Consider the following 23516-nt stretch of genomic DNA (forward strand, 5'->3'; position numbering starts at 1 on the left):
AGTGGTAGCGAAGTGCCGCCGTGTCCCAAAAGGGGGAGGCACGGCGGCTTCCGCGGCCCGGGCCCGGGAGGAGGACTCCCGGGCTCGCGGTTTCAGTCCGCGGCGACGCAGATGGAGTTGGGGTTGTCCTTGAAGCCGCCCACGCACCGGTAGCCCGTGCGGCAGTCATTGTTCGACTTGCACTTGAGGAAACAGGCGGACACGTCGTCGGCGGCTCCCTTGCTCACACAGGTGCTGCCCGAGGGACACGTGTCATCCTTGCCGGGCACACAGGACTGCGAGCAGTAGCCTCCCGGGGTGAAGTCCCGGTTGATGCAGAAGCCCTTGTCTCCGCAGTCGACATCCGTGGTGCAGGCGTCGCCCACCGTCGAGCCACAGCCCACGAGTCCCAGTCCCAGTACCACCGCTCCCAGCACGTTCCAGCTCAGCTTCATGGCGTTAAGTCCTCCGCGAATCCGACTCGGTTGAGAAGGGGCGGGCCTGCCGCTACTACCGCCCTGATGCACCGCGCCATATCTTGCCGTGCGCGGTGGCACAACTGCCTCTCGAGCGGGGAGGCAGCCACTTGGAGGATTCCGAATGGCCGCAGTGCTCGATCAATCTCGCCCGGGTGAGATTTCCGTCGGTGGCGCCTTCCTCTTCAGCGACGTGGGCTCCACGCCCATCTCCACTCCCGAGCGCTTCAGTGAGGAGCAGCGCCTCTACCTCAAGACGGCGCTCCAGTTCTCCCACGATCAGGTGCTCTCCCAGGCCGAGAAGCTCGAGGCCAAGGACAACGCGCTGCTGCGCGACCTGCTGCGCCGGGCCGGTGAGCTCGGGCTGCTGATGATCGACATCCCCGAGGCGTACGGCGGGCTCGGGCTGGACAAGACCACCTCGCTGCTCATCGCCGAGGCCATGAGCCTCAATGGTTCCTGGTCCGTGAGCTTCGGTGCGCACACGGGCATCGGCACGCTGCCCATCGTCTGGTTCGGCGACGACGCCCAGAAGCGCAAGTACCTGCCGAAGCTGGCCACCGGCGAGCTCGTCGCGGCCTACGCGCTCACCGAGCAGGGCAGTGGCTCGGACGCGCTCGGGGCGAAGACGAAGGCGGTGCTGTCCCCGGACGGCAAGGAGTGGATCCTCAACGGCTCCAAGCTCTTCATCACCAACGCGGCCTTCGCGGACGTGTTCGTGGTGTTCGCCAAGGTGGACGGCGACAAGTTCACCGGCTTCATCGTGGAGCGCGGCACCCCCGGCTTCACCGTGGGACCCGAGGAGCACAAGATGGGCATCCGCGGCTCCTCCACGTGCCCGCTCTTCTTCGAGGACGCGCGCATCCCCCACGAGAATCTGCTCGGCGAGGTGGGCAAGGGGCACAAGATCGCCTTCAACATCCTCAACTATGGCCGGCTCAAGCTGGGGGCGGGCGTGGCGGGCTCCATGAAGCTGCAGCTGCGCAATGCGCTCCTCTTCGCGCAGGAGCGCAAGCAGTTCCAGACGCCCATCGCGAGCTTCCCGCTCACCCGCGAGAAGCTGGCGCGGATGACCACGCTCATCCACGCGGTGGAGAGCATGACCTACCGCACGGCGGGGCTGGTGGATGCGTCGATGGCCGGGGCGGACAGGATGGCTGAGGACTACGAGGCGCGCCTCATCGCCGCCATCGAGGAGTACGCCATCGAGTCCTCCATCATGAAGGTGTTCGGCTCGGAGGCGCTCGGGCTGCTGGTGGACGACGCGGTCCAGATTCATGGAGGCGCGGGCTACATCGAGGAGTACCCGGTGGAGCGGGCCTACCGCGACGCGCGCATCAACCGCATCTTCGAGGGCACCAATGAGATCAACCGCATGCTCATCGCGGGCATGCTGCTCAAGCGCACGATGAAGGGCACGTTGCCGCTCTTCGAGGTGGCGCAGGCGGTGGACGAGGACCTGGTGGCGGGGCGGCTGCCGAAGGCACGGGTGCAGGACGCGCTGGCCGCGGAGGAGCAGGCGGCGGAGAACCTCAAGCGCCTGGCCATCTACACGCTGAAGGTGGCAGCGGAGACGTTCGGCGCGTCCATCGAGGAGCACCAGGAGGTGCTGGCCACGGTGGCGGACATCGTCATGGACGCGTTCGCGCTGGACTCGATGGTGACGCGCACGCGCCAGGCCGCGGCGGATGGGAGGAAGTTGGATGCGGCGCGGGTGGCGATGACGCGCCAGTACGCCACCGAGGCCAACGCCCGTTCCTACCAGTGGGCCCGGCGCGCGCTGTGCGCCACCGTGAAGGGGGAGGCCCTCCAGCGGCACCTGACCAAGGTGGCGCGGCTGGAGCTCTTCACCCCGTACGATCCGGTGGAGCTGCGCGAGACGATCGTGAAGGCGGTGGAGCAGGCCGGCGGCTACCCACTGTCCGCGGTGTAGCGCTCAGGGCATCCGCATCACGGCATCCATGCCGAAGCAGATGCGGGCGCGCCAGGGCGGGGGCGGCATGGACTCGAGCGAGAGCAGTTTCTCCAGCCGCTCCACCGTGTCCGGGCGCAGGGTGCCGAAGGTGACGCCGAAGGTAGGCAGCACCTCGGGCCCGCCCGCGGACGTCCACGCCACCTCTCCCTGCAGCATGAGCGTGCCCAGCGTCAGCTCCATCTCCAGCAGGAAGGGCATCCCCACCTTCACCGAGGGCGGCAGCGCGGGTGCCTCCACCTCCAGGCCCACGCCTCCTCGAGACAGGTCGCGCACGAAGAAGGGCGGCGCGAAGGGCGTGTCCTCCTCCATGGCCGGCAGGTGCAGCGGCACGCGCGGGTAGCGGCGCAGCTTCTCGAACTCCTGCAGGTCGAAGATGCGCTGCAGCACCGCGTCCAGTCCGCCCCGGTCCTGGCCCGGATCGTACTTGACGGTGATCATGTGGCGCCCATTGGGCTGCGGCGTCACCCGCACCACCTCGCCCACCACCTCCACCGGTGTGGCCACTCCGGGGTTGTGCATCTCGAAGACGAAGCGCGTGCCCACCGGCAGGCTCTTCTGCGTCTGCAGCGTCACGCCTCCCCGGCCGATGCTGCGCGTGTACTCGCTCAGCAGCGCCTCCGGTTTCTTGTAGGCCACCTTGAGGCGTACCTCGCCCTGGGCTCGGTTCGTCGCGGTCTGGCTCATGGCAGCGGTGCTCCCCTGGAAGGACTGGGCGGTTGGCGCATTTAGGCAAAAGCAAGGCCGGGCTTCCAGAGCGGAAGTCCGGCCTCGGAAATGCAACGGCAGTCAGCCGACTAGGCCTTGGGCAGCTCGCCCGCGGTGATGGTGATGGCGCTGTCGGTGTAGGCGTAGTTGCCGTCCTCGGTCTTGATGGTGCCGTTCACCACCAGCTTCACGCTGCCGGAGCTCGCCGAGGTGGCGGCGAACTCCATCTTCAGCTTCACGTCGGCGTCGATGAAGTCCTCGATCTCGCCCGTGATGGTCAGCTTGCCCTTCATCCCGATGATGAACGCGCCGCTGGTGTAGCTCGAATCGATCTTGACCCCCAGCGAGGTGGCCATGGTGCCGTTGTACTCGTTCTGACCGTCCTCGTTACAGGCGTCGTAGGTGATGGAGTAGTTGATGAGGCCGTCCAGAGGGGTGGAGGTGGCGTCCAGCGTCAGGCTGGCCTTGCCGCTCTTGGCGCAGTTGGCGGTGAGGGTGATGTTGGTGGCGCCGCTGGCCAGGGCCTTCTCCACGAGCGCCTGCCCGGTCTTGCTGCCACGGCCCGCGGGCTGCGAGGCCTGGAACGCGGCCTGGGCCGCGCCGTCCTTGCCGCCGCCCAGCTTGGCGCTGCCGCCACAGGCCGCCAGGCCCAGGGTCATCGCGGAGAGGATCGTCAGACGAGAGAAGCGGTTCATTCGTGCACCTTTACTTGTCAGTGAGGGCCTCGTTCACCGGCCATGACGCGAGGCGTAGAGACCCACCAGGTGGGGCTCTGGCGCGGCAGTAATGCAGAGGCTTTCCGCCGGGGTCAATTCCCGACTGGGACTCCACTTCTTCCCACCTCCACCCTCCAGGCCCGTGTCCCTCTCCGCGGCACGGGTCTGTACGCGCCTGTTGCATTTCTTGACCGGGTAGGGGGCCGCGCGTATTTTCCGCCGCCCAAGTGGATCGGAGTGGGAAGGGGTGGCGTAATGTGGATCGACCGGGCTGACAGGGTGGACCTCTCCGCGTGTTCCGAGGCGTCTATGAGCACCAGATCGACGCGAAGGGGCGCACCAGCCTCCCGGCACGGCTGCGGGAAACGCTCGTGGGGTCGTACGACGAGCGGCTCATCATCACGACGGCGTTGGACCCCTGTCTCCACGCCTATCCGGTGCGCGAGTGGGAGCAGCTCGAGTCCGCTCTGGCCAAGCGCAACCCGATGGAGCCGGGGGTGAAGACGTTGATGCGGCTCTACGTGGCGAGTGCCCAGGAGTGTCCGCTCGACAAGTTGGGGCGGGTGCTGATTCCGCCGTCGCTGCGAGCCCACGCGGGGTTGGACAAGGACGTGGTGTGGGCGGGGATGGTGAAGGTGATTGAGCTGTGGAGCCGGGAAGGCTGGGCCAGGGCCCAGGAGGAGGCCCGCAAGGAAGCCTCCAGCGCGGACGTGATGCGCGTGCTCACCGAGCTGCGCCAGTAGCAGTCCGAAATTTCGACGCGAAGCAGGAAAGCCGGGAAGGTGGCGACATGAACCAGGCAGCCGAAGCACAGGGCATTCGCGCGGTATCCAGTGGGCGCGTGGAGACCCTCATGCTCGAGGGGGAGCTTCTGGAGAAGGACCTCACCCGGGTCTGCGAGGAGCTCGCGCGCCGCATGCAGAAGGGCTTGCGCAACGTGGTGCTGGACTTCAGCGAGGTGAGCCACCTGGACTACCGCGGCGTGAAGCCCCTGGTGGCCCGCGCCGAGGCGTTCCGCAAGGCCGGCGGCGACATCAAGCTGTCCGGGCTCTCCCCCTACCTGGCCGCCATCTTCCGGGCCGCGGGCGCTCATGACGTCTTCGAGCTCTACCCGCATATGAACGATGCCCGGGCCGCCTTCGCGCTCGCGCGGGCTCCCTTCGTTTGACGCGGGCGCCCCTTGGCTGACTTCAGCCACCAGACTGTCCTCCTGAATGAGACGGTGGACGTCCTTCAACCCGGAGCGGGCAAGGTGATCCTCGACGGCACACTCGGCGGTGGTGGCCACACGGAGGCGCTCCTCGCCCGGGGTGCGACCGTCCTCGGGGTGGACCGGGATCCGGTGGCGCTCGAGGCCGCCCGCACCCGGCTCGCCCGCTACCCGGCCTTCAGCGCCCGCCAGGGCAACTTCGGGGACCTGCTCGACGTGGCCTCGGACGTGCTGCCGGTGGACGGCGTGCTGGTGGACCTGGGCGTGTCCTCGCCCCAGCTCGACGTGGCCGAGCGCGGCTTCTCCTTCCAGAAGGAGGGACCCCTGGACATGCGCATGGGCGACACGGGCCGCACCGCCGCCGAGCTCATTGCCCAGGAGGACGAGGCGGAGCTCACCCGCATCCTTAAAGAGTACGGCGAGGAGCCCTTCGCGAAGTCCATTGCCCGCGAGCTCAAGCGCTCGCTGCCCGCGCGCACCCTGGAGGCCGCCGAGGCCGTCAAGCGCGCCGTGCCCCGCAAGGCCTGGCCCAACAAGATTCACGTGGCCACCCGCACCTTCCAGGCCCTGCGCATGGCGGTGAACCAGGAGCTGGAGTCCCTGGAGTCGCTGCTCGCCGCGCTGCCCCGGCTGCTGAAGGTGGGGGGCCGCGCCGCCGTCATTTCGTTCCACTCGCTCGAGGACCGGAAGGTGAAGGAGACCTTCCGGGACCTGGTGGGCACCTGCAAGTGCCCGCCCGGGCTGCCGGTGTGCGCCTGCGGCGGCCAGGGGGACTTCTCCCTGGTGTCGCGCAAGGCCATCGCCCCCTCGGACGAGGAGATTGCCGCCAACCCCCGTGCCCGTAGCGCGCACCTGCGCGTGGTGGAGAAATTCCGATGAGCCGCAGCATGCCAACCCCTCGTGCCGGTGGGAGTGGAGTGTCGGTGACCCGTGTGCTGCTGCACCTGCTGCCCGCAGTGTTCCTCTTCGCCCTCTTCGCCGGCGTGGGCATCCTCCACGTGACGAGCCGCGTGCTGGTGGTGGACATGGGCTACCGCCTCTCCCAGGCCGAGGGCGAGGAGCGCTCCCTCACCCGGGAGAATGACCGGCTGAAGCTGGAGCTCGCCACGCTGAAGAGCCCGGCGCGGCTGGAGAAGCTGGCGCGCGAGAAGCTCGGCATGTCCATGCCCGCCGGTCCGCTCGTCATCTCCCTGCCGCCGGAGTTGCCGGGGGCCAAGCGCAATGCCCGCGTCGAGGCCCGCGACTCGCGCGCCGTCCGCGTGGCCGAGCGCAGCGGATCTCGCTGAGGGGGGCTGGCCGTGAGGGATTTCAAATCGGCGCGGGCTCCGGAGCCCAACGGGAAGTGGCTGCGGCTGCGGGTGCAGCTGCTGGCCGGCTTCTTCGTGGCCCTGCTGCTGGCCGTGTTCGGCCGCGCCGTGTTCCTGCAGGTGGTCGAGCGCGACAAGCTGCGCGGGCTCGCCCAGGACCAGTATGTCCGGCAGATTGAAATCCCCGCCCGGCGTGGCGACATCTTCGACCGCCGCGGCACTCCCTTCGCCCAGAGCGTGGAGGTGGACTCCATCTGGGTGGACCCCTCCATGCTGCCGGACGTGAAGCAGGCCTCGCGGGCGCTGGCCAAGGCGCTCAAGCTGGACGTGGAGGACGTGCAGGCCCGGCTCACGCGCGCCCGGCGCTTCGCCTGGGTGAAGCGCCAGGTGACGCCCCGAGATGTCGAGGCGGTGAAGGCGCTCGGGCTGCCGGGGTTCGGCTTCACCAAGGAGCCCAAGCGCTTCTACCCGCAGAAGGAGCTGGGCGCGCACGTGGTGGGCATGGTGGGCCTGGACGGCCATGGGCTCGAGGGCCTGGAGCTGGCCTTCGAGGACGAGCTGTCCGGGCAGAACTCGCGCCTGTCCGGCTTCCGCGACGCCAAGGGCCGCAAGCTGCTCGTCACCGGGGCCCCGGAGCCCATCGAGCGCCAGGGTGCCTCCGTCACCCTCACCATCGACCGGCACCTCCAGTACGTCACCGAGAAGGCCCTGAGCCGCGCGGTGGAGGAGTCCAAGGCGGTGGCGGGCATGGCCATCGTGTTGGACCCGAAGACGGGGGAGATTCTCTCCATCGCCAACCACCCGCGCTTCAACCCCAACACGCCGGAGAAGGAGGCGGGGGCCAGCATGCGCAACCGCGCCGCGCTCGACGCCTTCGAGCCCGGCTCGACCATGAAGGCCTTCGTCGTCGCCGCCGCGCTGGATCAGAAGGCCGTCAAGCCGGAGGACACCTTCTTCTGCGAGAACGGCGCCTGGAACGTCGGCCGGCACACCATCCACGACACCCACCAGTACGGCTGGCTCACCCCGCAGCGGGTGTTGCAGGTGTCCTCCAACATCTGCGCGGCCAAGATTGCCCAGCAGCTGGGGCGCGAGCGGCTGGTGAAGGCCTACCATGACTTCGGTTTCGGCGAGCGCACCGGGCTGGCGCTGACCGGCGAGGCTCGCGGCTCCATTCCCTTCCCCAAGGCCGAGGTGTCGCTGGCCACACAGTCCTTTGGCCAGGGCATGACGGCCACCGCCGTGCAGATGGCCGCCGCCTGGGGTGCACTGGCCAACGAAGGCCTTCTGATGCGCCCCTACCTCGTCTCCCGGGTGGTGGACCCGGACGGGGTGGTCCTGTTGGAGAACAAACCCACCGAGGTGCGCCAGGTCGTCTCCGCCCAGACCGCCCGCAAGGTCGTCTCCATGCTCGAGAGCGTGGTCACCAAGGAGGGGACCGCACCCCGGGCCGCCATGGAGGATTACCGGGTAGCTGGCAAGACGGGCACCGCCCAGAAGGCGGATCCGGTGGCCCGGGGGTACTCCGACAAGCGGCTTGCCTCCTTCGTGGGCGTGTTGCCAGCCGAAAATCCCCGCGCCGTCATTCTCGTGATTGTGGACGAGCCCAAGACGGACGTGTACGGGGGACTCGTGGCCGCTCCCGCCTTCAAGGAAATCGCTACCGCCGCCATGGCCCACCTGGCCGTGCCGCCCTCTCGCGAGGTGCCGCTGCCGCCCACCGCTCTGCCGGTGGCGGCCGCCCAGCCCCCCGCGAAGGCGGAGCCTGCCCGGCCCGTGGTGGAGGAAGCTGTCACCGAGAACGTGGAGCCTGGCTCCGTCCGCGTTCCGGATGTTGTCGGTCAGGCAGGACGCGAGGCAGTCACCCGACTGCTCACCGCGGCCCTGGAGCCTCATTTGTTGGGTAGTGGACGCGTCGTATCGCAGAGTCCCGCCGCCGGTTCGCTGGTGGAGAAGGGTGCGCGGGTGACGCTCGAGCTGGCAACGCGGCAATGACGCCGCACCGGAGCTCGGCCTCGCGCTTGCAGCAGCATGTGAAGGGGAAACGATGAAGCTGACGGATGTCCTCGCAGGGTGTGGTGCCGAGCAGACCTCGGGCGGCCGGACCCCGGTCGACGTGACGGGGGTGTCGCAGGACTCGCGCAAGGTGAAGCCGGGCGACTTGTTCGTCGCCGTGCCGGGCACGAAGGAGGACGGCGCCCAGTTCGTGGGTGAGGCGGTCTCCCGTGGTGCCGTGGCCGTGGTGTCGGAGAAGTCCCTGTCCTCACAGGTGCCCTTCTTCAAGGTGTCCAATGCCCGGAAGGCGCTCGCGCTCATCGCGGCCAACTTCCACGGCCGTCCCGCCGACAAGCTCACCCTGTTGGGCGTGACGGGTACCAACGGCAAGACGACCACCACCTATCTGCTCGAGGCCATGGCCACCGCGGCCTACTCCTCGACGGGAGTCATCGGCACGTTGGGCTACAAGGTGGGCGGGCAGTTCCACCCCACGGGCCACACCACGCCGGACCCGCTGGAGTTGCACCGCATCCTCAAGGAGATGGTGGACGCGGGCGTGGAGACGGTGGTGATGGAGGTGTCCAGCCACGCGCTGCTGCAGGAGCGTGTGCATGGCCTCACCTTCAAGGCCGCGGCCTTCACCAACCTCACGCGAGATCACCTCGACTACCACAAGGACCTGGAGGACTACTTCCAGGCCAAGCGCAAGCTCTTCGTGGAGAACCTCGCGCAGGGTGGCGTCGCGGTGGTCAACGGTGACGACACCTACGCCACGCGCATCTACAACGAGCTGCGCGGCCAGAAGCGCATGGCGTGGAAGTTCAGCCGCCAGGGCAACGGAGAAATCTCCTCCGCGGACGTGTCCTTCACCCTGCAGGGCATCAAGGGCGTGCTGAAGACGCCCGCCGGCGACATCCCGGTGAAGAGCCGCCTGCTGGGGCCGCACAACCTGGAGAACATCCTCGCGGCGGCCGGACTGGCGCTCGGCGCGGGCTTCGCTCGCCGCAAGGACGTGCAGCTGGGCATCGAGCGCATGGGTGGCGTGCCCGGCCGCATGGAGCGGGTGGAGAACCACGGGCCCGCGCAGGCGCCCGCGGTGTTCGTGGACTACGCGCACACGGACGACGCGCTCAAGCGCGCGCTCGAGGCGTCGCGGGCCATGGCCAAGGGCCGCGTCATCGTGGTGTTCGGCTGCGGCGGGGACCGTGACGGGGGCAAGCGCCCGCTCATGGGCACTGCGGCCGCCGAGGGTGCCGACCTGGCGGTGGTGACGAGCGACAACCCGCGCACCGAGAACCCGGACGACATCATCTCCCAGGTGACCCCGGGTCTGGAGAAGGGCGGCCTGCGCCGCATCTCGGCCGGCAAGGCCAAGAGCGGTGAGAAGGGCTACCTGGTGGACGCGGATCGCAAGGCGGCCATCGAGGCGGCCATCTCCCTGGCCAAGGAGGACGACGTGGTCCTCATCGCCGGCAAGGGGCACGAGACGTATCAGGTCATCGGGACCGAGAAGCGCGCGTTCGATGACCGCGAGGTGGCGGCCCGGGCGCTCGCCATCCGGACCTGACGGAGAACCGCTGAGCCTCTATGGCCGCACGATTCACGGACGAGCAGGTGGTGCAGGCGACCGGGGCAACCCGGCGCGGTAGGCCCGCGGCGGAGTTCCCGGCCGTCTGCACCGACACTCGGGCCCTGGTGCCCGGGTGTCTCTTCGTGGCGCTCCAGGGCGAGCGCTTCGACGCGCACGACTTCCTCGCCCAGGCCGCCAGTGGTGGGGCGGCCGGGGCGGTGGTGAAGAAGGGCAGGGCGCTCCCCCCACTTCCCGAGGGCTTCGCCCTCTACGAGGTGGAGGACACCCTGGCGGCGCTCGGAGCCCTGGGGCACGCGCACCGCGAGCGCTTCCGGATTCCGGTGGGCGCCGTGGGTGGCTCCAACGGGAAGACGACGACCAAGGAGATGCTGGGGGCCATCCTCGCCACGCGAGGCCCCGCGCTGAAGACGGAGGGGAACCTCAACAACGAGGTGGGCGTTCCCCTCACGCTCTTCCGGCTGGAGCCCTCGCACGTGGCGGCCGTCATCGAGACGGGGATGAACCAGCCCGGCGAAATCACCCGGCTCACCCGGGTGGTGCGTCCGGACGCGGGCATCATCACCGTGGTGCAGCCCGAGCACCTCGAGGGCCTGGGCAGCATCCAGGGCGTGGCCGAGGCCGAGGGCGAGATGTTCCGCGAGCTTCCGCCCGAGGCCGTGGCGGTGGTGAACGTGGATGACGCGCTCATCCCCGGCCAGGCGGCGCGCAGCCGGGCGAAGAAGCTCACCTTCGGCCGGGCCGAGAGCGCGGACGTGCGGCTGGCGGCGGTGACTCCGCGCGGACGGGAAGGGCTGCACATCACCGTGCGGCACGCGGGGAAGGACTGGCTGGTGAAGCTGTCCTTCATCGGCGAGCACAACGCCCTCAACGCCACGGGCGCCTTCGCGCTGGCGGTGGCGCTCGGCTACTCCCCCGAGGAGTGCGTGAAGGGTTTGGAGGCGGCGCGGCCGTACGCTCGCCGGCTCAACGTGGTGGATGGCCTGCATGGCACCACCGTGGTGGACGACTGTTACAACGCCAACCCGGCGTCCATGGGCGCGGCCCTGGACACGCTGCGCTCGCTGGTGCAGCCCGGTGGCCGGGCGGTGGCGGTGCTCGGGGACATGCTGGAGCTGGGACCGGGCGAGCTCGAGGAGCACACGCAGCTGGGCGTGCTCGCGGGAAGCAAGGCGCAGCTCGTGGCGTTCTTCGGACCGCGTTCGCGCAAGGGTTTCGATGCGGCGGGGTTGGGTGACAACGCGGCGCACTTCACCGAGGTCGAACCCCTGCTGTCCTGGCTGATGCCGAAGCTGAAGGCGGGGGACGTGGTGCTGGTCAAGGCGAGCCGTGGCATGCGGCTCGAGCGGGTCGTGGCGGGGCTCACGGGAGCCGCCGCGCCTGGAGGAAGCCACTAGGTGCTGCTTCTCATCTACGAGTGGATCAAAGACACGGAAGCAAGCCGGTTGCTGAACTTCCTGCGCTACCCCACCTTCCGCATCATCGCGGCGGGTGTGGCCTCGCTGCTGCTGGGCATGCTCATCGGTCCGAAGCTCATCGCCGCGCTGCGCCTCAAGCAGCACGGGCAGAGCAACGTGCGTGAGGACACGCCGGACTCGCACCAGAAGAAGAAGGGCACGCCCACCATGGGTGGCGCGCTCATCCTCCTGTGCATCGCGGTGGGCACCTTCGTCTTCGCGGACCTGAAGAGCCGCGCGGTGTGGGCGGCGCTGCTGCTCACCCTGGGCTTCGGTTTCATCGGCTTCCTGGACGACTGGCTCAAGCTGTCCAAGCGCAACTCGAAGGGGCTGGCCGGCCGGTACAAGATGATTCTGCAGACGGTCTTCTACCTGCTGGCCGTCTTCGGGCTGATGTGCTCGTGGACGGGGCCGGATGGGGCCTTCACCGGGCCGCACCTGCTCATCGACACGAAGCTGACGCTGCCCTTCGTGCCCACGCGCCACTTCAACCCGGACTTCGGCTGGTTCTACGTGTTCTTCGCGTGGATCGTCGTGGTGGGCACCTCCAACGCCGTCAACCTCACCGACGGCCTGGACGGCCTGGCCATCATGCCCACCATCATCGCGGCCACCACGTTCGCGGTGCTCTGCTACGTGGCGGGCTCGGCGACGCGCATCGCCGACGTGGAGACGATTGAAGGCGTGACGCGGGTGGTGGGCGTCCCCCTGTGGAAGTACCTGGGCGTCCCCGAGGTCCCCGGCGGCGCGGAGCTGGCCGTCTTCTGCGCCAGCATCGTGGGCGCGGGCATCTCCTTCCTCTGGTTCAACGCCTACCCGGCCTCCGTCTTCATGGGCGACATCGGCTCGCTCGCGCTGGGCGGCGCGCTCGGGGGGCTGGCGGTGCTGTCCAAGAACGAGGTGGTGTCCGCCATCATCCACGGGGTCTTCTTCGCGGAGATTCTCAGCGTGATGATCCAGGTGACGTCCTTCAAGCTCACCGGCAAGCGCGTCTTCAAGATGGCGCCCGTGCACCACCATTTCGAGCTCAAGGGCATGGCCGAGCCGAAGATCATCGTCCGCTTCTGGATCGCCGCCATCCTCTGCGGAGGCGTGGCGCTGCTGTCGCTCAAATTGCGGTAGGCCGCAGAGGGGATGGCGCGCATGACGCCCGACCTGAAGGACTGGAAGGTAGTGGTGTACGGGCTCGCCAAGAGCGGGCTGGCCGCCATCCGCCTGTTGAAGGCGAAGGGCGCTCGGGTGACGGCGTTGGACGCTCGCACCGAGGAGGCGCTGGGCGACACGGGGCGCGAGCTGAAGGCCCAGGGCGTGACGCTCGTCACCGGTCCCACGCCGCCGGGGCTGCTGGAGTCGCAGCAGCTCGTGGTGGTGAGCCCGGGCGTGCCGCTGGCGCTGCCGGAGATTCAGAAGGCGCGTGCCGCGGGCGTGCCCGTCTGGGGCGAGATCGAGCTGGCTTGGCGCTACCTCTCGCACCTGCCGCTCATCGGCATCACCGGCACCAACGGCAAGAGCACCACCACGGCGCTCACCGGCGAGCTCTTCCTGCGCGGGGGCAAGCGCACCTTCGTGGGTGGCAACCTCGGGCGCCCGCTGGCCGAGGCGGCCCTGTCTCCCGGTGAGTGGGAGGCGCTGGTGGTGGAGCTCTCCAGCTTCCAGCTCGAGGGCATCGACACCCTGAAGCCCCTCGGCTCCACCATCCTCAACCTCACGCCGGACCACCTCGACCGGTACGAGAGCCACGCGAGCTACGGCGCGGCCAAGGCCCGCATCTTCCGCAACCAGGCGCGGGGCGACTTCACGGTGGTGAACGCGGACGACGCGGACGTGATGCGGCTGGCCGAGGCGGCGAAGGTGCCCGTCTACGGCTTCAGCCTCACCGGGCGTCCGGTGGCCGCGGCTCCGAAGCTGGCGGGCATGGCGGTGGCGCAGCCGGGCGGCTTCCGTTTCGAGGGGGCAGGGGACAAGGGCGAGTCCTTCACCCTCACCAACCGGGCGCTGCGCGGGGGCCATAACGCGCAGAACGCCATGGCGGCGGCGCTGCTGGCGCGGCTGGCCGGCGTGTCCCACGAGTCGGTGCAGGCCGGGCTCGACAGCTACCCGGGGCTGCCCCACCGCCTGGAGAGCGTGCGCGTGCTGGACGGCGTCGAGTGGGTGAACGACTCCAAGGCCACCAACGTGGACTCGGTGCTGGTGGCCCTGCGCGCCTTCCAGAAGGACGTGCTCCTCATCGCCGGCGGCAAGGGCAAGGGCGCTCCCTACAAGCCCATGGTCGACGAGGGCCGCGGCAAGGTGAAGGGCGTCTTCACCATCGGCCAGGACGCCGACACCCTCGCCCGGGCCTACGAGGGCAGTGCGCCGGTCTACGCCTGCGGGACGCTCGCGGAAGCTGTACGGCAGGCGAGGGCACTGGCAAGATCCGGCGACACCGTACTTTTGTCGCCCGCATGCGCTTCGTACGATCAATTCCAGAATTTCGAGCACCGGGGCGACACGTTCAAGCGCCTCGTCGGGGAGCTCTGAGCCCATGAAGGCCACCGCCGCTCCGTCCGCCGCGCCCGTGCGGTTCGACGCGCTGCTCTTGTGTGCCGTGCTGTCGCTCGTGTCGCTCGGCTTGGTGATGGTGTACTCGGCCAGCGCCGTCATGGCGCAGGACAAGCTGGGGGACAGCCTCTACTTCCTCAACCGGCAGCTCATGGCGGCCGGCATGGGCGTGGGGGCGATGGCGGTGGGCATGAAGGTGGGCTGGCGCCGGCTGGCGCGGTTCGCCTATCCGCTGCTGCTGGTGACGCTGGTGCTGCTGGTGCTGGTGCTCATCCCGGGCGTCGGCACCTCGGCGGGCGGCGCGCGGCGGTGGATCCGCTTCCCGGGCTTCGGCCTGCAGCCGGCCGAGGTGGCCAAGTTCGCCTGGGTCGTCTACCTGTCCTACTCGCTGGCCAAGAAGCGCGAGAAGGTGGCCACCTTCTCCGTGGGCTTCCTCCCGCACCTGATGTTGTGCGGCCTGCTGGTGGGCCTGTGCATGCTGCAACCGGACTTCGGCAGCTCGGTGCTGCTGGTGTTCCTGCTCTTCGCGCTGCTGTTCGCCGCGGGCACCAAGGTGAGCTACCTGGTGGGCTCGGTGCTGCTGGCGCTGCCGCTGGCGTACGCGGCCGTCGCGACCAGCCCCTACCGCATGAAGCGCGTGCTGGCCTTCCTGGACCCGTGGGCGCACCGGCACGACATCGGCTACCAGGTGGCCGAGTCGCTCATGTCCATCGGCTCGGGCGGCCTCACCGGCCTGGGGCTGGGAGATGGGCGGCAGAAGCTCTTCTTCCTCCCCGAGGCCCATACGGACTTCATCTTCGCCATCATCGGCGAGGAGCTGGGCCTGGTCGGGGTGGTGCTGCTGGTGGCGCTCTACGCCATCATCATCTGGCGAGGCATCCGCGCGAGCCTCGCTTCCCCGGAGCCCTTCGGCACGTACCTGGGCCTGGGCATCACCTCCATCATCGCCTTCCAGGCCACGGTGAACATGTGCGTGGCCATGGGCCTGTTGCCAACTAAAGGACTGACGTTGCCCTTCGTCTCTTACGGAGGCACCTCCCTGGTGGTGTTGATGGGGGCGGCCGGTGTATTGCTCTCGCTCAGTGCCAGCGCGGAACCCGCGGGTGGCAACCGGACCCTGCGCTCCGGCGGTGACATGAGGGAGGTGGCGGCGTGAAGGTGCTCATCGCGGGAGGCGGTACGGGCGGTCATCTCTACCCGGGCATCGCCCTGGCCGAAGAGGTGGTGACGCGCCACCACGCCAACCAGGTGGTGTTCGTGGGCACCGAGCGCGGCCTCGAGGCCCGGGTGGTTCCCCAGTCCGGCTACCCGCTGGAGACCATCCGCGCGCAGGGGCTCAAGGGCAAGGGCCTGTGGGGCTTCATCAGGGGCTTGCTCGCCCTGCCCATGGCCTTCATCGAGTCCTTCCGCATCCTCGCGCGCCAGAAGCCGGACGTGGTGGTGGGCGTGGGCGGCTATGCTAGTGGGCCGGTGGTGCTCGCCGCGGTGCTGATGGGCATCCCCACCGCCGTGCAGGAGCAGAACGCGCTGCCGGGCCTCACCAACAAGGTGCTCGGCCGGTTCGTGAGCGTCGTCTTCACCGCCTTCGAGGAGGCGGCCTCCTTCTTCCCCTCGCGCAAGGTGCTGCTCGTCGGCAACCCCATCCGCCGCAAGCTGATGGAGAACTTCCTGCGCTCGCGCGTGGCGCACGAGAAGTTCTCCCTGCTCGTCTTCGGCGGCAGCCTCGGCGCGCGAGGCATCAACCAGCGGATGATCGACGCGCTGGACCACCTCCAGGACATCAAGGACCAGCTCCACATCGTGCACCAGACGGGGAAGAAGGACCTCGAGACGGTGCGCCAGGGCTACGAGTCCAAGGGCTTCACCGCCCAGGCCCAGGTGGTGGAGTTCATCGAGGACATGTCCGATGCGTACGCCCGGGCGGAGCTCGTCATCTGCCGGGCGGGGGCCACCACCCTCTCCGAGCTGACGGTGGCCAAGAAGGCCAGCATCCTCATTCCCTTCCCCTTCGCCACGGACAATCACCAGGAGGTGAATGCCCAGGCGCTGGTGAAGGCCGGCGCGGCCCTCATGTTCCGCGAGTCGGAGCTGACGGGGGAGAAGCTGGCCTCGGAGATCCGTCGCCTCAAGGACGACCCGGAGAAGCGCCGCCAGATGGAGAAGAAGGCGGGCCTGCTCGGACGCCCCGAGGCCTCCAAGGAGCTGGCGGACGTGCTGGTGGACCTGATGGTGAAGACGTACGGCCCCTCCGGCCGGGCCGAGGCCCGCGGCGAGGATCCCAACCCGAAGAAGCCCGGCTCGAAGAAGCCCGGTGGCGACGCGAAGCCGGCGGGCGGTGAAGAGAAGAAGGCCGGCGGCAACGAGACGCAGGCCTGATGGAGACGACATCCGTGACGAACACCCGCGCCACCCGGCCCACGAGCCTCTTCAAGACGCGTCATGCCGCGCACGTCCACTTCGTGGGCATCGGCGGCATCGGCATGAGCGGCATCGCCGAGGTGCTGCTCAACCAGGGCTACCGGGTGTCCGGCTCGGACCTCAAGGCCAGCGACATCACCCGCCGCCTGCAGAAGCTGGGCGCCACCATCTTCGAGGGCCACCGCGCGGAGAACCTGGTGCACGCGGACGTGGTCGTCATCTCCTCGGCGGTGCGCAAGGACAACCCCGAGGTAGTCACCGCGCGCCAGCGGAAGATTCCCGTCATCCCCCGCGCGGAGATGCTCGCCGAGCTGATGCGGCTCAAGTACGCCGTCGCCGTCGCGGGCAGCCACGGCAAGACGACCACCACCTCCATGGTGGCCACCGTGCTGAGCGCCGCGGGCCTGGACCCTACGGCCGTGGTGGGCGGCAAGGTGAACGTGCTCGACTCCAACGCCAAGTTGGGCAAGAGCGAGCTCATGGTGGTGGAGGCCGACGAGAGCGACGGCAGCTTCCTGCACCTGCACCCGTCCATCACCGTGGTCACCAACATCGACCCGGAGCACATGGACCACTACGGCACGCTGGACAAGCTGAAGGACGCCTTCACGGCCTTCTGCAACCGCGTGCCCTTCTACGGCCTCAACGTCCTGTGCCTGGACAACCCCAACGTGCAGTCGCTGCTGCCGCACCTGGAGAAGCGCTTCGTCACCTACGGCAGCTCGCACCAGGCGGACTACCGGCTGGAGGGCATCCGCCTGGAGGGCTTCACCACGCGCTTCGAGGCCTTCCGGCGCGACGAGCCGCTCGGTGAGTTCCGCGTCCGCATGGTGGGCGCGCACAACGCCCTCAACGCCCTGGCCGTCATCGCCGTGGCCGAGGAGATGGACATCCCCCTGGACGTGGTGCGCAGCGCCCTGTCCGAGTTCGGCGGTGTGCAGCGGCGCTTCACCGTGCGCGGCGAGGCGGCCGGCGTCACGGTGGTGGACGACTACGGGCACCACCCCACCGAGGTGCAGGCCACGCTCGCGGGTGCCCGGCGCGCCTTCGGCAAGCGGCTCGTGGTGGCCTTCCAGCCCCACCGCTACACCCGCACCCACGACTTGCTGAAGGAGTTCGCCACCTCCTTCAATGACGCGGACGTCGTCTTCGTCACCAGCGTCTACGCCGCGGGCGAGGAGCCCATCCCCGGCGCCACCGGCGACGCGCTGGCCGAGGCCGTCCGCGCCCACGGCCACCGTGACGTCACCTTCGTGGAGAAGCGCGCGGACATCGCCAAGACGCTGCTGCCCCGGCTGCACGAGGGCGACATCGTCATCACCCTGGGCGCCGGTGACATCACCCAGGTGGGCCCGGATCTCGTCGAGCTGCTCAAGCAGCGCGGCACGGTGAAGGGCGCCTAGGGCATGGCGACGCCCCTCACATCGTCTCTGGCCGAGCGGCTGGGGCGGCTGGCGGGTCTCGACGTGACGGCGGGTGCGCCGCTCGCGCCCCTCACCAGTGTGCGTGTGGGCGGCCCGGCCGAGGCGCTCGTCCGTCCCCGCTCTCCGGACGCCCTCGTCGCCCTGCTGCGCTTCGTGCGCGAGGAGGGCGTGCCCCTCACCGTGCTCGGCGGCGGCGCCAACACCCTCGTGGGCGATGGGGGCATTCCCGGCGTCACCGTGAAGCTCCCGAGTGACTTGTTCCCCGAGCTCGCCGACGTGGGCGCGGAGGAGGGGAGGCTCACCCTCGGCGCGGGCGCGGCCATTGTCCGGCTCATCAACCAGATGCGCTCGCACGGGCTGGTGGGCGCCGAGTTCCTCGCCGGCATCCCCGGCACCCTGGGCGGTGCCGTCACCATGAACGCCGGCACCAAGAATGGCGAGTGCTTCCGCGTCGTGGAGGCCGTGGAAGTCGCCACCGCCGAGGGCCTCGGATGGCTTTCCAAGGCGGAGATTCCCCACCGCTACCGGCACTCCGAGCTGCCCCCGGGCGGCGTGGTGACGCGCGTGCGCTTCCACCTGCGCAAGGGCGACCTCGAGGCCTCCAAGAAGGCCATGGACGAGGACCTCGGCTACCGCAAGCGCAGCCAGCCGCTCAGCCAGCCCAACTTCGGCAGCGTCTTCACCAATCCGCCGGGCGACTTCGCCGGGCGCCTCATCGAGAGCGTGGGCCTCAAGGGCCACGTCATCGGCCGCGCGCAGGTGTCCACCCTGCACGCCAATTGGATCGTCAACCTGGGCGGAGCCTCCGCCCACGATGTCCTCTCCCTCCTCACCTTCATGCAGTCCCGGGTGCGCGAGGAGCGGGGCGTCGAGCTCCAACCCGAAGTCAAGCGTGTAGGGGTCTTCCAGCCATGAGCGGCTTCTCCAAGGACGAGCTGAAGCGGAAGAAGGTCGGTGTGTTGCTCGGGGGCCTGTCCTCCGAGCGCGAGGTGTCCCTGCGCACCGGCGCCGCCGTGGCCAAGGCCCTCCGGGGGCTCGGCTACGACGTGGTGGAGATCGACGTGGGCAAGGATCTGCCCGCGCGCCTCGTCGCCGAGAAGGTCGAGGTCGCCTTCATCGCCCTCCACGGCCGCTACGGCGAGGACGGCAGCGTCCAGGGTCTGCTCGAGTGCATGTTCATCCCTTATACAGGCAGCGGCGTCATGGCCTCCTCCCTGGGCATGGACAAGGTCTTCGCCAAGCAGGTCTTCCTCGCCCACGGCATCCCCACCCCGCCCTACCGCGCCTTCAAGAGCGCCGAGGAGGCCCGGGCCGCCGTGGACTCGCTGCCCTTCGGCCTCCCCGCCGTCGTCAAGCCCTCCCGAGAGGGCAGCAGCGTGGGCGTCCACATCTGCAAGACGCGCGAGGAGTACCTCGCCGCCGTGGATGACGCCTCCAAGCTGTCCGGCTCCATCCTCGTGGAGCAGTACATCAAGGGCCGCGAGGTGCAGGGCGGCGTCCTGGACAACGAGGCCCTCGGCGTCATCGAGGTGGTGGCCGCCCGGGAGTTCTACGACTACCAGGCCAAGTATCAGTCCGGGGGTACCACCAAGTACCTCTTCCCCGCACCCCTCCCGCCGGATCAGTATGAGCGTGTGAACCAGGTCTGCCTTGCCGCTCATCGTGCGCTCGAGTGCAGTGGAGGCTCCCGCTCGGATGTCATCCTGACACCGTCCGGAGAGGTCTTCCTGTTGGAGATCAACACGCTGCCGGGAATGACCGAGTCCAGCCTGCTGCCGAAGATCGCCGCGGGCCGGGGCATCGACTTCCCGGGCCTGTGCGAGCGCCTGCTGCAAGGGGCCAGTCTCAAGTCCTGAGAACGCCGTCCCCTGGATGAAGTGGGCTCGCCCGGTCCCCTCTGTGGACGTGGGCGCTACAGCGACGTGGCTGTAGCCAAAAACTGGCGTGGAGATCCAAGCGCGCGCAGCATGCGCCGACGCACACCATGGCTTTCGGTAAGTCCAAGAACCGTCGTCGCCAGGACGCCGCCCAACAGAAGGAGGCGGTGAAGGGAGCCGTGCGCACGCACGGTCCCGGCCTGCTCAAGGCCATCCTACTGACGGGTCTGACATTCGCCTTGGTGTGGGGCGGAATCGAGCTGCGGCGCTGGGCGCTGTCCTCGCCCACCTTCCTCCTGAAGGAGACCACCTTCAGCGGGCTGCAGCGGGCCACGCCGGGCGAGCTGCTCAAGCTGTCCGGGCTGACGGTGGGGCAGAACCTGTGGGCCCTGGACGTGGGGGCGCTGGAGCGCGCCATGTCCACCCACCCGTGGGTGCGCTCGGTGGAGGTGCGGCGTCACTTCCCGGCCAGCGTGTCCGTCGAGGTGGTGGAGCACGTGCCGGCGGCGCTGGCGGTGCTCAGCGACCTGTACCTGCTGGACGAGGACGGCGAGCCCTTCAAGCGGCTGCAGCCGGGGGACACGTTGGACTTGCCGCTGGTGACGGGGCTGGACCGGGAGGACTACCTGGCGGACGAGGCGAAGACGCGCGAGCGCTACCGGCAGGCGCTGGCGGTGGTGGACGCGTACGCGGCCACGCAGCCCGGCAAGCGCGAGCGGCTGAGCGAGGTGCGGGTGTCGCCCGAGGGGATGGTGCTGGTGATGGCGGACGGGATGGAGGTGCGGATGGGGGAGGGGGAGACGGACGCCAAACTTCAGAGGCTCTCGCGCGTGCGCGAGGAGCTGCGTGCCCGCGGCCTGTCCGCGCAGGTCATCCACCTGGAGAACCGGGCTCGGCCCGGCTGGGTGGCGGTGAAGCTTTCGAGCCCCGTGTCCGAGAGGAGCGGGGCCTCGCAGTAGGAACGCGCCCCTTTCACGAGAGTGGGGGGCCTGGGAGGGTAGTCATGGCGAAGCAGAAGTCCGGGGAGATCATCGTCGGCCTCGACATCGGCACGACGAAGATCTGCGCGATCGTTGGGGAGCTGACCGACAACGGCATCGACATCATTGGCATCGGCACGCACCCGTCGAAGGGACTTCGCAAGGGCGTGGTGGTCAACATCGAGGCGACGGTGTCCTCCATCCGCCGGGCGGTGGAGGAGGCCGAGCTGATGGCCGGCGCGGAGATCTCCCACGTGTACACCGGTATTGCGGGTGGCCACATCAAGGGCTTCAACTCGCAGGGGATCGTGGCGGTGAAGGACAAGGAGGTGCGCGAGGCGGACATCGCCCGCGTCATCGACGCCGCCAAGGCCGTGGCGATTCCCTTGGACCGGGAGGTCATCCACGTCCTGCCGCAGGAGTTCATCATCGACGACCAGGGAGGCATCAAGGAGCCCCTGGGGATGGCGGGCGTGCGCCTGGAGGCGAAGGTGCACATCGTGACGGGGGCGGTGTCGAGCGCGCAGAACATCGTGAAGTGCGCGAACCGGACCGGGCTGAACGTGTCGGACATCGTGCTGCAGCCGCTGGCGTCGGCCGAGGCGGTGCTGGGCGAGGACGAGAAGGAGCTGGGCGTGTGCCTCGTCGACATCGGCGGAGGCACCACGGACATCGCCATCTTCTCGGGCGGGTCCATCGTGCACACGGCGGTGATTGCGCTGGGAGGCAACAACCTCACGAGCGACATCGCCATTGGTCTGCGCACCCCGGCGCACGAGGCCGAGCGCATCAAGCAGAAGTTCGGCTGTGCCCTGGCGTCGATGGTCAACAAGGACGAGACCATCGAGGTGCCGAGCGTGGGCGGGCGGCAGCCGCGGGTGCTCGGGCGGCAGATTCTGTGTGAGATCCTGGAGCCGCGAGTGGAGGAGATCTTCCAGCTCGTGCACCGGGAGATCCAGAAGTGCGGCTACGAGGACCTGCTGGCCTCGGGCGTGGTGATTACGGGTGGCTCGACGCTGCTGGCGGGAATGCCGGAGCTGGCCGAGGAAGTGATTGGGCTGCCGGTGCGCCGGGGCATGCCGCGAGGGATTGGCGGACTGGTGGACGTGGTGAAGAGCCCCATGTACGCGACGGGCGTGGGCCTGGTGGTGTACGGGGCGAAGCACCTGGACCGGCGGATGTTCCGCATCCGCGAGGAGAACGTCTACAAGAAGGTCAAGGGCCGCATGCGCGAGTGGCTCGAGGAAATCTTCTAGGCCGTTCCGTCAGTCTTGCAGTACCCCACCGGGGCCGCTCTCCTCCCAGCGGCCCCGGTTCTTTTGGTGCCCTCGTCTCAATAGGTATTCGAGAGCCGAGGGGAAACAACAGTGTGGTCCAGCCAGTACATCGCCGAGGTGGCACTTGCCTGCTGAACTTGGAATCGTGAGAGTACCTACTCGGTTTGAAAACCTCCGGGATGCGGTTGGCCCGTCACGTATCGCGGATGTCCTTGTCGAGTCAGAGCAAGACATTCTTGAGATCAAGAAAGCTATCGCGGATGTTGTATCCTCGGGACAAGGAAAGCTGCTATTCCTGTTGGGGGCGTCTGGCATAGGAAAGACGAGTCTTGCTGAGTCGTTGCCTGTCTATCTGCCGCAGGCCGTTGCCCAAGTGCTTACACCGCCCCCTGATTATGAACTCCCACTATCGCAATTGACGAACTGGCTTGCACAGAACACTGCCCCTGCACTCAAGGCTGCCAAGGGTAGAGTCTTGGTGGTGAATCTGGATGGCCGCGAAGTGCCGGCTCTCGATGAGACGGTTACTCAAGCCGCAATGGTGAACCTTAACGCATTTCTTCGGCGCACCAATGGGCTTTTGCTTGTTTGGCCAATTGTTAACCGGGAATTTGCGGATGTTGCCATCGCTCGACTCTACCAAGTAGGGGGACAGACCGCACTCATTGAGACCCCTGTGCATACAGTGAAGGGCGTAGATAAGGGGCGCTATCTAGACGTTCTTAAGCTCATTCTGAGCACCACCTCCGCCAAACTTGAGGATGCCGCGATCTCTGAAGATGAGGCAGCGGCGCTTGTTGGTCCGTCTGCGAACATTGGTGATTACCTCTCGCAAATCAAATCACTTGTTCTTTCGCGCTACAATCTTGGCGAGCTTGGTGGAAAGCTTCCGAAGCTGTCTGTCGTATTCAGTTCGGGAGGCGACACGACAACAGCATGTCGTATGCTTCGTCGAGGTACGCGATTCCTTGCCGATCCTGATCGGCTGCTACAATTTAGCCGCTCTAACACCGCAGATGATTGGCGCGCCCGCGGTGTGGCAAATCCTCGACAAGGTCTGCCGTTTATTTCCAGTCTTTTTGAAGTCCGTCTCCTCAATGTTTCAAGTAGTGCAGTTGTAAATGCCTGTGCTTTTTGTGACAGCACTGAACTGCAAAACTTGGTGCGCCAGCATTACCCGAATCCCGTCAAGTCAAATGCAGTAAACTCTCTAGAGAATAGCGCACTGGCTCGTTGTCTTAGAGGCCTTGAGGATGTTGGCTCGGCCTCCGCCGCGCCCTCGGAGCAGATCTTGAAGGCATACGCCGCAATACAGGCGGTTACTGGCGAAAAGCATCCATCGATCAATAAGGCGATAGTCGACGTTTTGATTAGGTCGGGAATCAGTCTTCCAGGGATGCAGATGGAGTATTCGCCGTTGTCGGCCTTCGGGAAGGAGCTGCGAGTCGACACATGGTTTCAACGTGGAGAGCGGCCAGAAACCCTTGAGTTTTCGCACTACGGTGAGCCCAGCGTAGCGGTCTTTTCTTCGTATGTGCTCACGAAGATTCAGGACTATGCTCGCGATTACGGCCTGATTGCCTATTGA

Annotated in this window: 21 protein-coding genes; 18 read left to right on the forward strand and 3 right to left on the reverse strand. The window is 67.9% G+C overall.

Going from position 1 to position 23516, the window contains the following annotated elements; translation table 11 throughout:
- Window positions 1-92: 92 nt before the first annotated feature.
- Window positions 93-434 carry a hypothetical protein gene (locus DAT35_RS41870; protein ID WP_108074914.1) on the reverse strand — a complete coding sequence of 114 codons (342 nt, stop codon included), beginning with the start codon at window positions 432-434 and terminating at the stop codon, window positions 93-95.
- 145 nt (window positions 435-579) lie between these two features.
- Between DAT35_RS41870 and DAT35_RS41875 the strand changes: the two genes are divergently transcribed.
- Complete coding sequence (locus tag DAT35_RS41875; protein WP_108074915.1) at window positions 580-2388, forward strand: acyl-CoA dehydrogenase family protein; 1809 nt, start codon at window positions 580-582, stop codon at window positions 2386-2388.
- Between the two features lie 3 nt (window positions 2389-2391).
- Here DAT35_RS41875 and DAT35_RS41880 read toward each other — a convergent pair whose 3' ends face one another.
- Together DAT35_RS41880 and DAT35_RS41885 are read right to left on the reverse strand one after the other, a co-directional pair.
- The gene (locus DAT35_RS41880; protein ID WP_108074916.1) at window positions 2392-3114 is read right to left on the reverse strand and encodes a PilZ domain-containing protein; all 723 of its coding nucleotides are present in this window, start codon (window positions 3112-3114) and stop codon (window positions 2392-2394) included.
- Window positions 3115-3224: 110 nt separating this feature from the next.
- Window positions 3225-3830 carry a hypothetical protein gene (locus DAT35_RS41885; RefSeq protein WP_108074917.1) on the reverse strand — a complete coding sequence of 202 codons (606 nt, stop codon included), beginning with the start codon at window positions 3828-3830 and terminating at the stop codon, window positions 3225-3227.
- Window positions 3831-4144: 314 nt separating this feature from the next.
- On the opposite strand from DAT35_RS41885, the gene mraZ reads away from it, so the two are divergent.
- The 17 genes from mraZ (at window position 4145) to DAT35_RS58480 (ending at window position 23516) form a co-directional block, all read left to right on the forward strand.
- Window positions 4145-4594, forward strand: coding sequence for a division/cell wall cluster transcriptional repressor MraZ (gene mraZ, locus DAT35_RS41890; protein ID WP_108074918.1), 450 nt, complete (start codon window positions 4145-4147; stop codon window positions 4592-4594).
- Between the two features lie 47 nt (window positions 4595-4641).
- Entirely contained in the window at window positions 4642-5019 is a 378-nt protein-coding gene (locus tag DAT35_RS41895) for an STAS domain-containing protein (RefSeq protein WP_108074919.1), read from the forward strand.
- Window positions 5020-5031: 12 nt separating this feature from the next.
- Window positions 5032-5940 carry a 16S rRNA (cytosine(1402)-N(4))-methyltransferase RsmH gene (gene rsmH / locus DAT35_RS41900; protein WP_108074920.1) on the forward strand — a complete coding sequence of 303 codons (909 nt, stop codon included), beginning with the start codon at window positions 5032-5034 and terminating at the stop codon, window positions 5938-5940.
- A gap of 8 nt (window positions 5941-5948) precedes the next feature.
- Window positions 5949-6347 carry a cell division protein FtsL gene (gene ftsL, locus DAT35_RS41905; RefSeq protein ID WP_233262027.1) on the forward strand — a complete coding sequence of 133 codons (399 nt, stop codon included), beginning with the start codon at window positions 5949-5951 and terminating at the stop codon, window positions 6345-6347.
- Window positions 6348-6359: 12 nt separating this feature from the next.
- The gene (locus tag DAT35_RS41910; RefSeq protein ID WP_108074922.1) at window positions 6360-8363 is read left to right on the forward strand and encodes a penicillin-binding protein; all 2004 of its coding nucleotides are present in this window, start codon (window positions 6360-6362) and stop codon (window positions 8361-8363) included.
- A gap of 52 nt (window positions 8364-8415) precedes the next feature.
- The gene (locus DAT35_RS41915; RefSeq protein WP_108074923.1) at window positions 8416-9933 is read left to right on the forward strand and encodes a UDP-N-acetylmuramoyl-L-alanyl-D-glutamate--2,6-diaminopimelate ligase; all 1518 of its coding nucleotides are present in this window, start codon (window positions 8416-8418) and stop codon (window positions 9931-9933) included.
- 20 nt (window positions 9934-9953) lie between these two features.
- Window positions 9954-11351: a UDP-N-acetylmuramoyl-tripeptide--D-alanyl-D-alanine ligase gene (gene murF / locus DAT35_RS41920; RefSeq protein ID WP_108074924.1), complete on the forward strand. Its 1398-nt coding sequence runs from the start codon at window positions 9954-9956 to the stop codon at window positions 11349-11351.
- Complete coding sequence (gene mraY, locus DAT35_RS41925) at window positions 11352-12533, forward strand: phospho-N-acetylmuramoyl-pentapeptide-transferase (protein ID WP_108074925.1); 1182 nt, start codon at window positions 11352-11354, stop codon at window positions 12531-12533.
- A gap of 21 nt (window positions 12534-12554) precedes the next feature.
- Window positions 12555-13931 carry a UDP-N-acetylmuramoyl-L-alanine--D-glutamate ligase gene (gene murD / locus DAT35_RS41930; RefSeq protein ID WP_108075092.1) on the forward strand — a complete coding sequence of 459 codons (1377 nt, stop codon included), beginning with the start codon at window positions 12555-12557 and terminating at the stop codon, window positions 13929-13931.
- Window positions 13932-13935: 4 nt separating this feature from the next.
- Window positions 13936-15108, forward strand: a complete 1173-nt coding sequence (gene ftsW / locus DAT35_RS41935; protein ID WP_108074926.1) for a putative lipid II flippase FtsW — start codon at window positions 13936-13938, stop codon at window positions 15106-15108.
- The gene (murG, locus tag DAT35_RS41940; RefSeq protein WP_108074927.1) at window positions 15105-16328 is read left to right on the forward strand and encodes an undecaprenyldiphospho-muramoylpentapeptide beta-N-acetylglucosaminyltransferase; all 1224 of its coding nucleotides are present in this window, start codon (window positions 15105-15107) and stop codon (window positions 16326-16328) included. Before ftsW ends, murG begins: the two co-directional genes overlap by 4 nt.
- Entirely contained in the window at window positions 16328-17773 is a 1446-nt protein-coding gene (gene murC, locus DAT35_RS41945; protein ID WP_108074928.1) for a UDP-N-acetylmuramate--L-alanine ligase, read from the forward strand. The genes murG and murC overlap by 1 nt, the downstream gene beginning before the upstream one ends.
- 3 nt (window positions 17774-17776) lie before the next feature.
- Window positions 17777-18709, forward strand: coding sequence for a UDP-N-acetylmuramate dehydrogenase (gene murB / locus DAT35_RS41950; protein ID WP_108074929.1), 933 nt, complete (start codon window positions 17777-17779; stop codon window positions 18707-18709).
- A complete protein-coding gene (locus DAT35_RS41955) occupies window positions 18706-19650 on the forward strand; it encodes a D-alanine--D-alanine ligase (RefSeq protein WP_108074930.1) in 945 nt (314 codons plus the stop codon). The genes murB and DAT35_RS41955 overlap by 4 nt, the downstream gene beginning before the upstream one ends.
- Window positions 19651-19778: 128 nt before the next feature.
- Complete coding sequence (locus tag DAT35_RS41960; RefSeq protein WP_108074931.1) at window positions 19779-20630, forward strand: cell division protein FtsQ/DivIB; 852 nt, start codon at window positions 19779-19781, stop codon at window positions 20628-20630.
- A 44-nt stretch (window positions 20631-20674) separates the two neighbouring features.
- Window positions 20675-21907, forward strand: coding sequence for a cell division protein FtsA (gene ftsA, locus DAT35_RS41965; RefSeq protein ID WP_108074932.1), 1233 nt, complete (start codon window positions 20675-20677; stop codon window positions 21905-21907).
- A 145-nt stretch (window positions 21908-22052) separates the two neighbouring features.
- Window positions 22053-23516, forward strand: coding sequence for an ATP-binding protein (locus DAT35_RS58480; RefSeq protein WP_146210102.1), 1464 nt, complete (start codon window positions 22053-22055; stop codon window positions 23514-23516).

This window comes from Vitiosangium sp. GDMCC 1.1324 (genome assembly GCF_003044305.1).
In the GTDB taxonomy this organism is placed as follows: Bacteria; Myxococcota; Myxococcia; order Myxococcales; family Myxococcaceae; genus Archangium.

Coding starts and splice junctions, on each gene's coding strand:
- DAT35_RS41870 (WP_108074914.1), bottom strand. CDS start 434: ATGAAGCTGAGCTGGAACGTGCTGGGAGCGGTGGTACTGGGACTGGGA.
- DAT35_RS41875 (WP_108074915.1), top strand. CDS start 580: ATGGCCGCAGTGCTCGATCAATCTCGCCCGGGTGAGATTTCCGTCGGT.
- DAT35_RS41885 (WP_108074917.1), bottom strand. CDS start 3,830: ATGAACCGCTTCTCTCGTCTGACGATCCTCTCCGCGATGACCCTGGGC.
- ftsW (WP_108074926.1), top strand. CDS start 13,936: ATGAAGGCCACCGCCGCTCCGTCCGCCGCGCCCGTGCGGTTCGACGCG.
- murB (WP_108074929.1), top strand. CDS start 17,777: ATGGCGACGCCCCTCACATCGTCTCTGGCCGAGCGGCTGGGGCGGCTG.
- DAT35_RS41955 (WP_108074930.1), top strand. CDS start 18,706: ATGAGCGGCTTCTCCAAGGACGAGCTGAAGCGGAAGAAGGTCGGTGTG.
- DAT35_RS41895 (WP_108074919.1), top strand. CDS start 4,642: ATGAACCAGGCAGCCGAAGCACAGGGCATTCGCGCGGTATCCAGTGGG.
- murD (WP_108075092.1), top strand. CDS start 12,555: ATGACGCCCGACCTGAAGGACTGGAAGGTAGTGGTGTACGGGCTCGCC.
- ftsL (WP_233262027.1), top strand. CDS start 5,949: ATGCCAACCCCTCGTGCCGGTGGGAGTGGAGTGTCGGTGACCCGTGTG.
- murF (WP_108074924.1), top strand. CDS start 9,954: ATGGCCGCACGATTCACGGACGAGCAGGTGGTGCAGGCGACCGGGGCA.
- DAT35_RS41960 (WP_108074931.1), top strand. CDS start 19,779: ATGGCTTTCGGTAAGTCCAAGAACCGTCGTCGCCAGGACGCCGCCCAA.
- DAT35_RS41880 (WP_108074916.1), bottom strand. CDS start 3,114: ATGAGCCAGACCGCGACGAACCGAGCCCAGGGCGAGGTACGCCTCAAG.
- ftsA (WP_108074932.1), top strand. CDS start 20,675: ATGGCGAAGCAGAAGTCCGGGGAGATCATCGTCGGCCTCGACATCGGC.
- murC (WP_108074928.1), top strand. CDS start 16,328: ATGGAGACGACATCCGTGACGAACACCCGCGCCACCCGGCCCACGAGC.
- DAT35_RS41915 (WP_108074923.1), top strand. CDS start 8,416: ATGAAGCTGACGGATGTCCTCGCAGGGTGTGGTGCCGAGCAGACCTCG.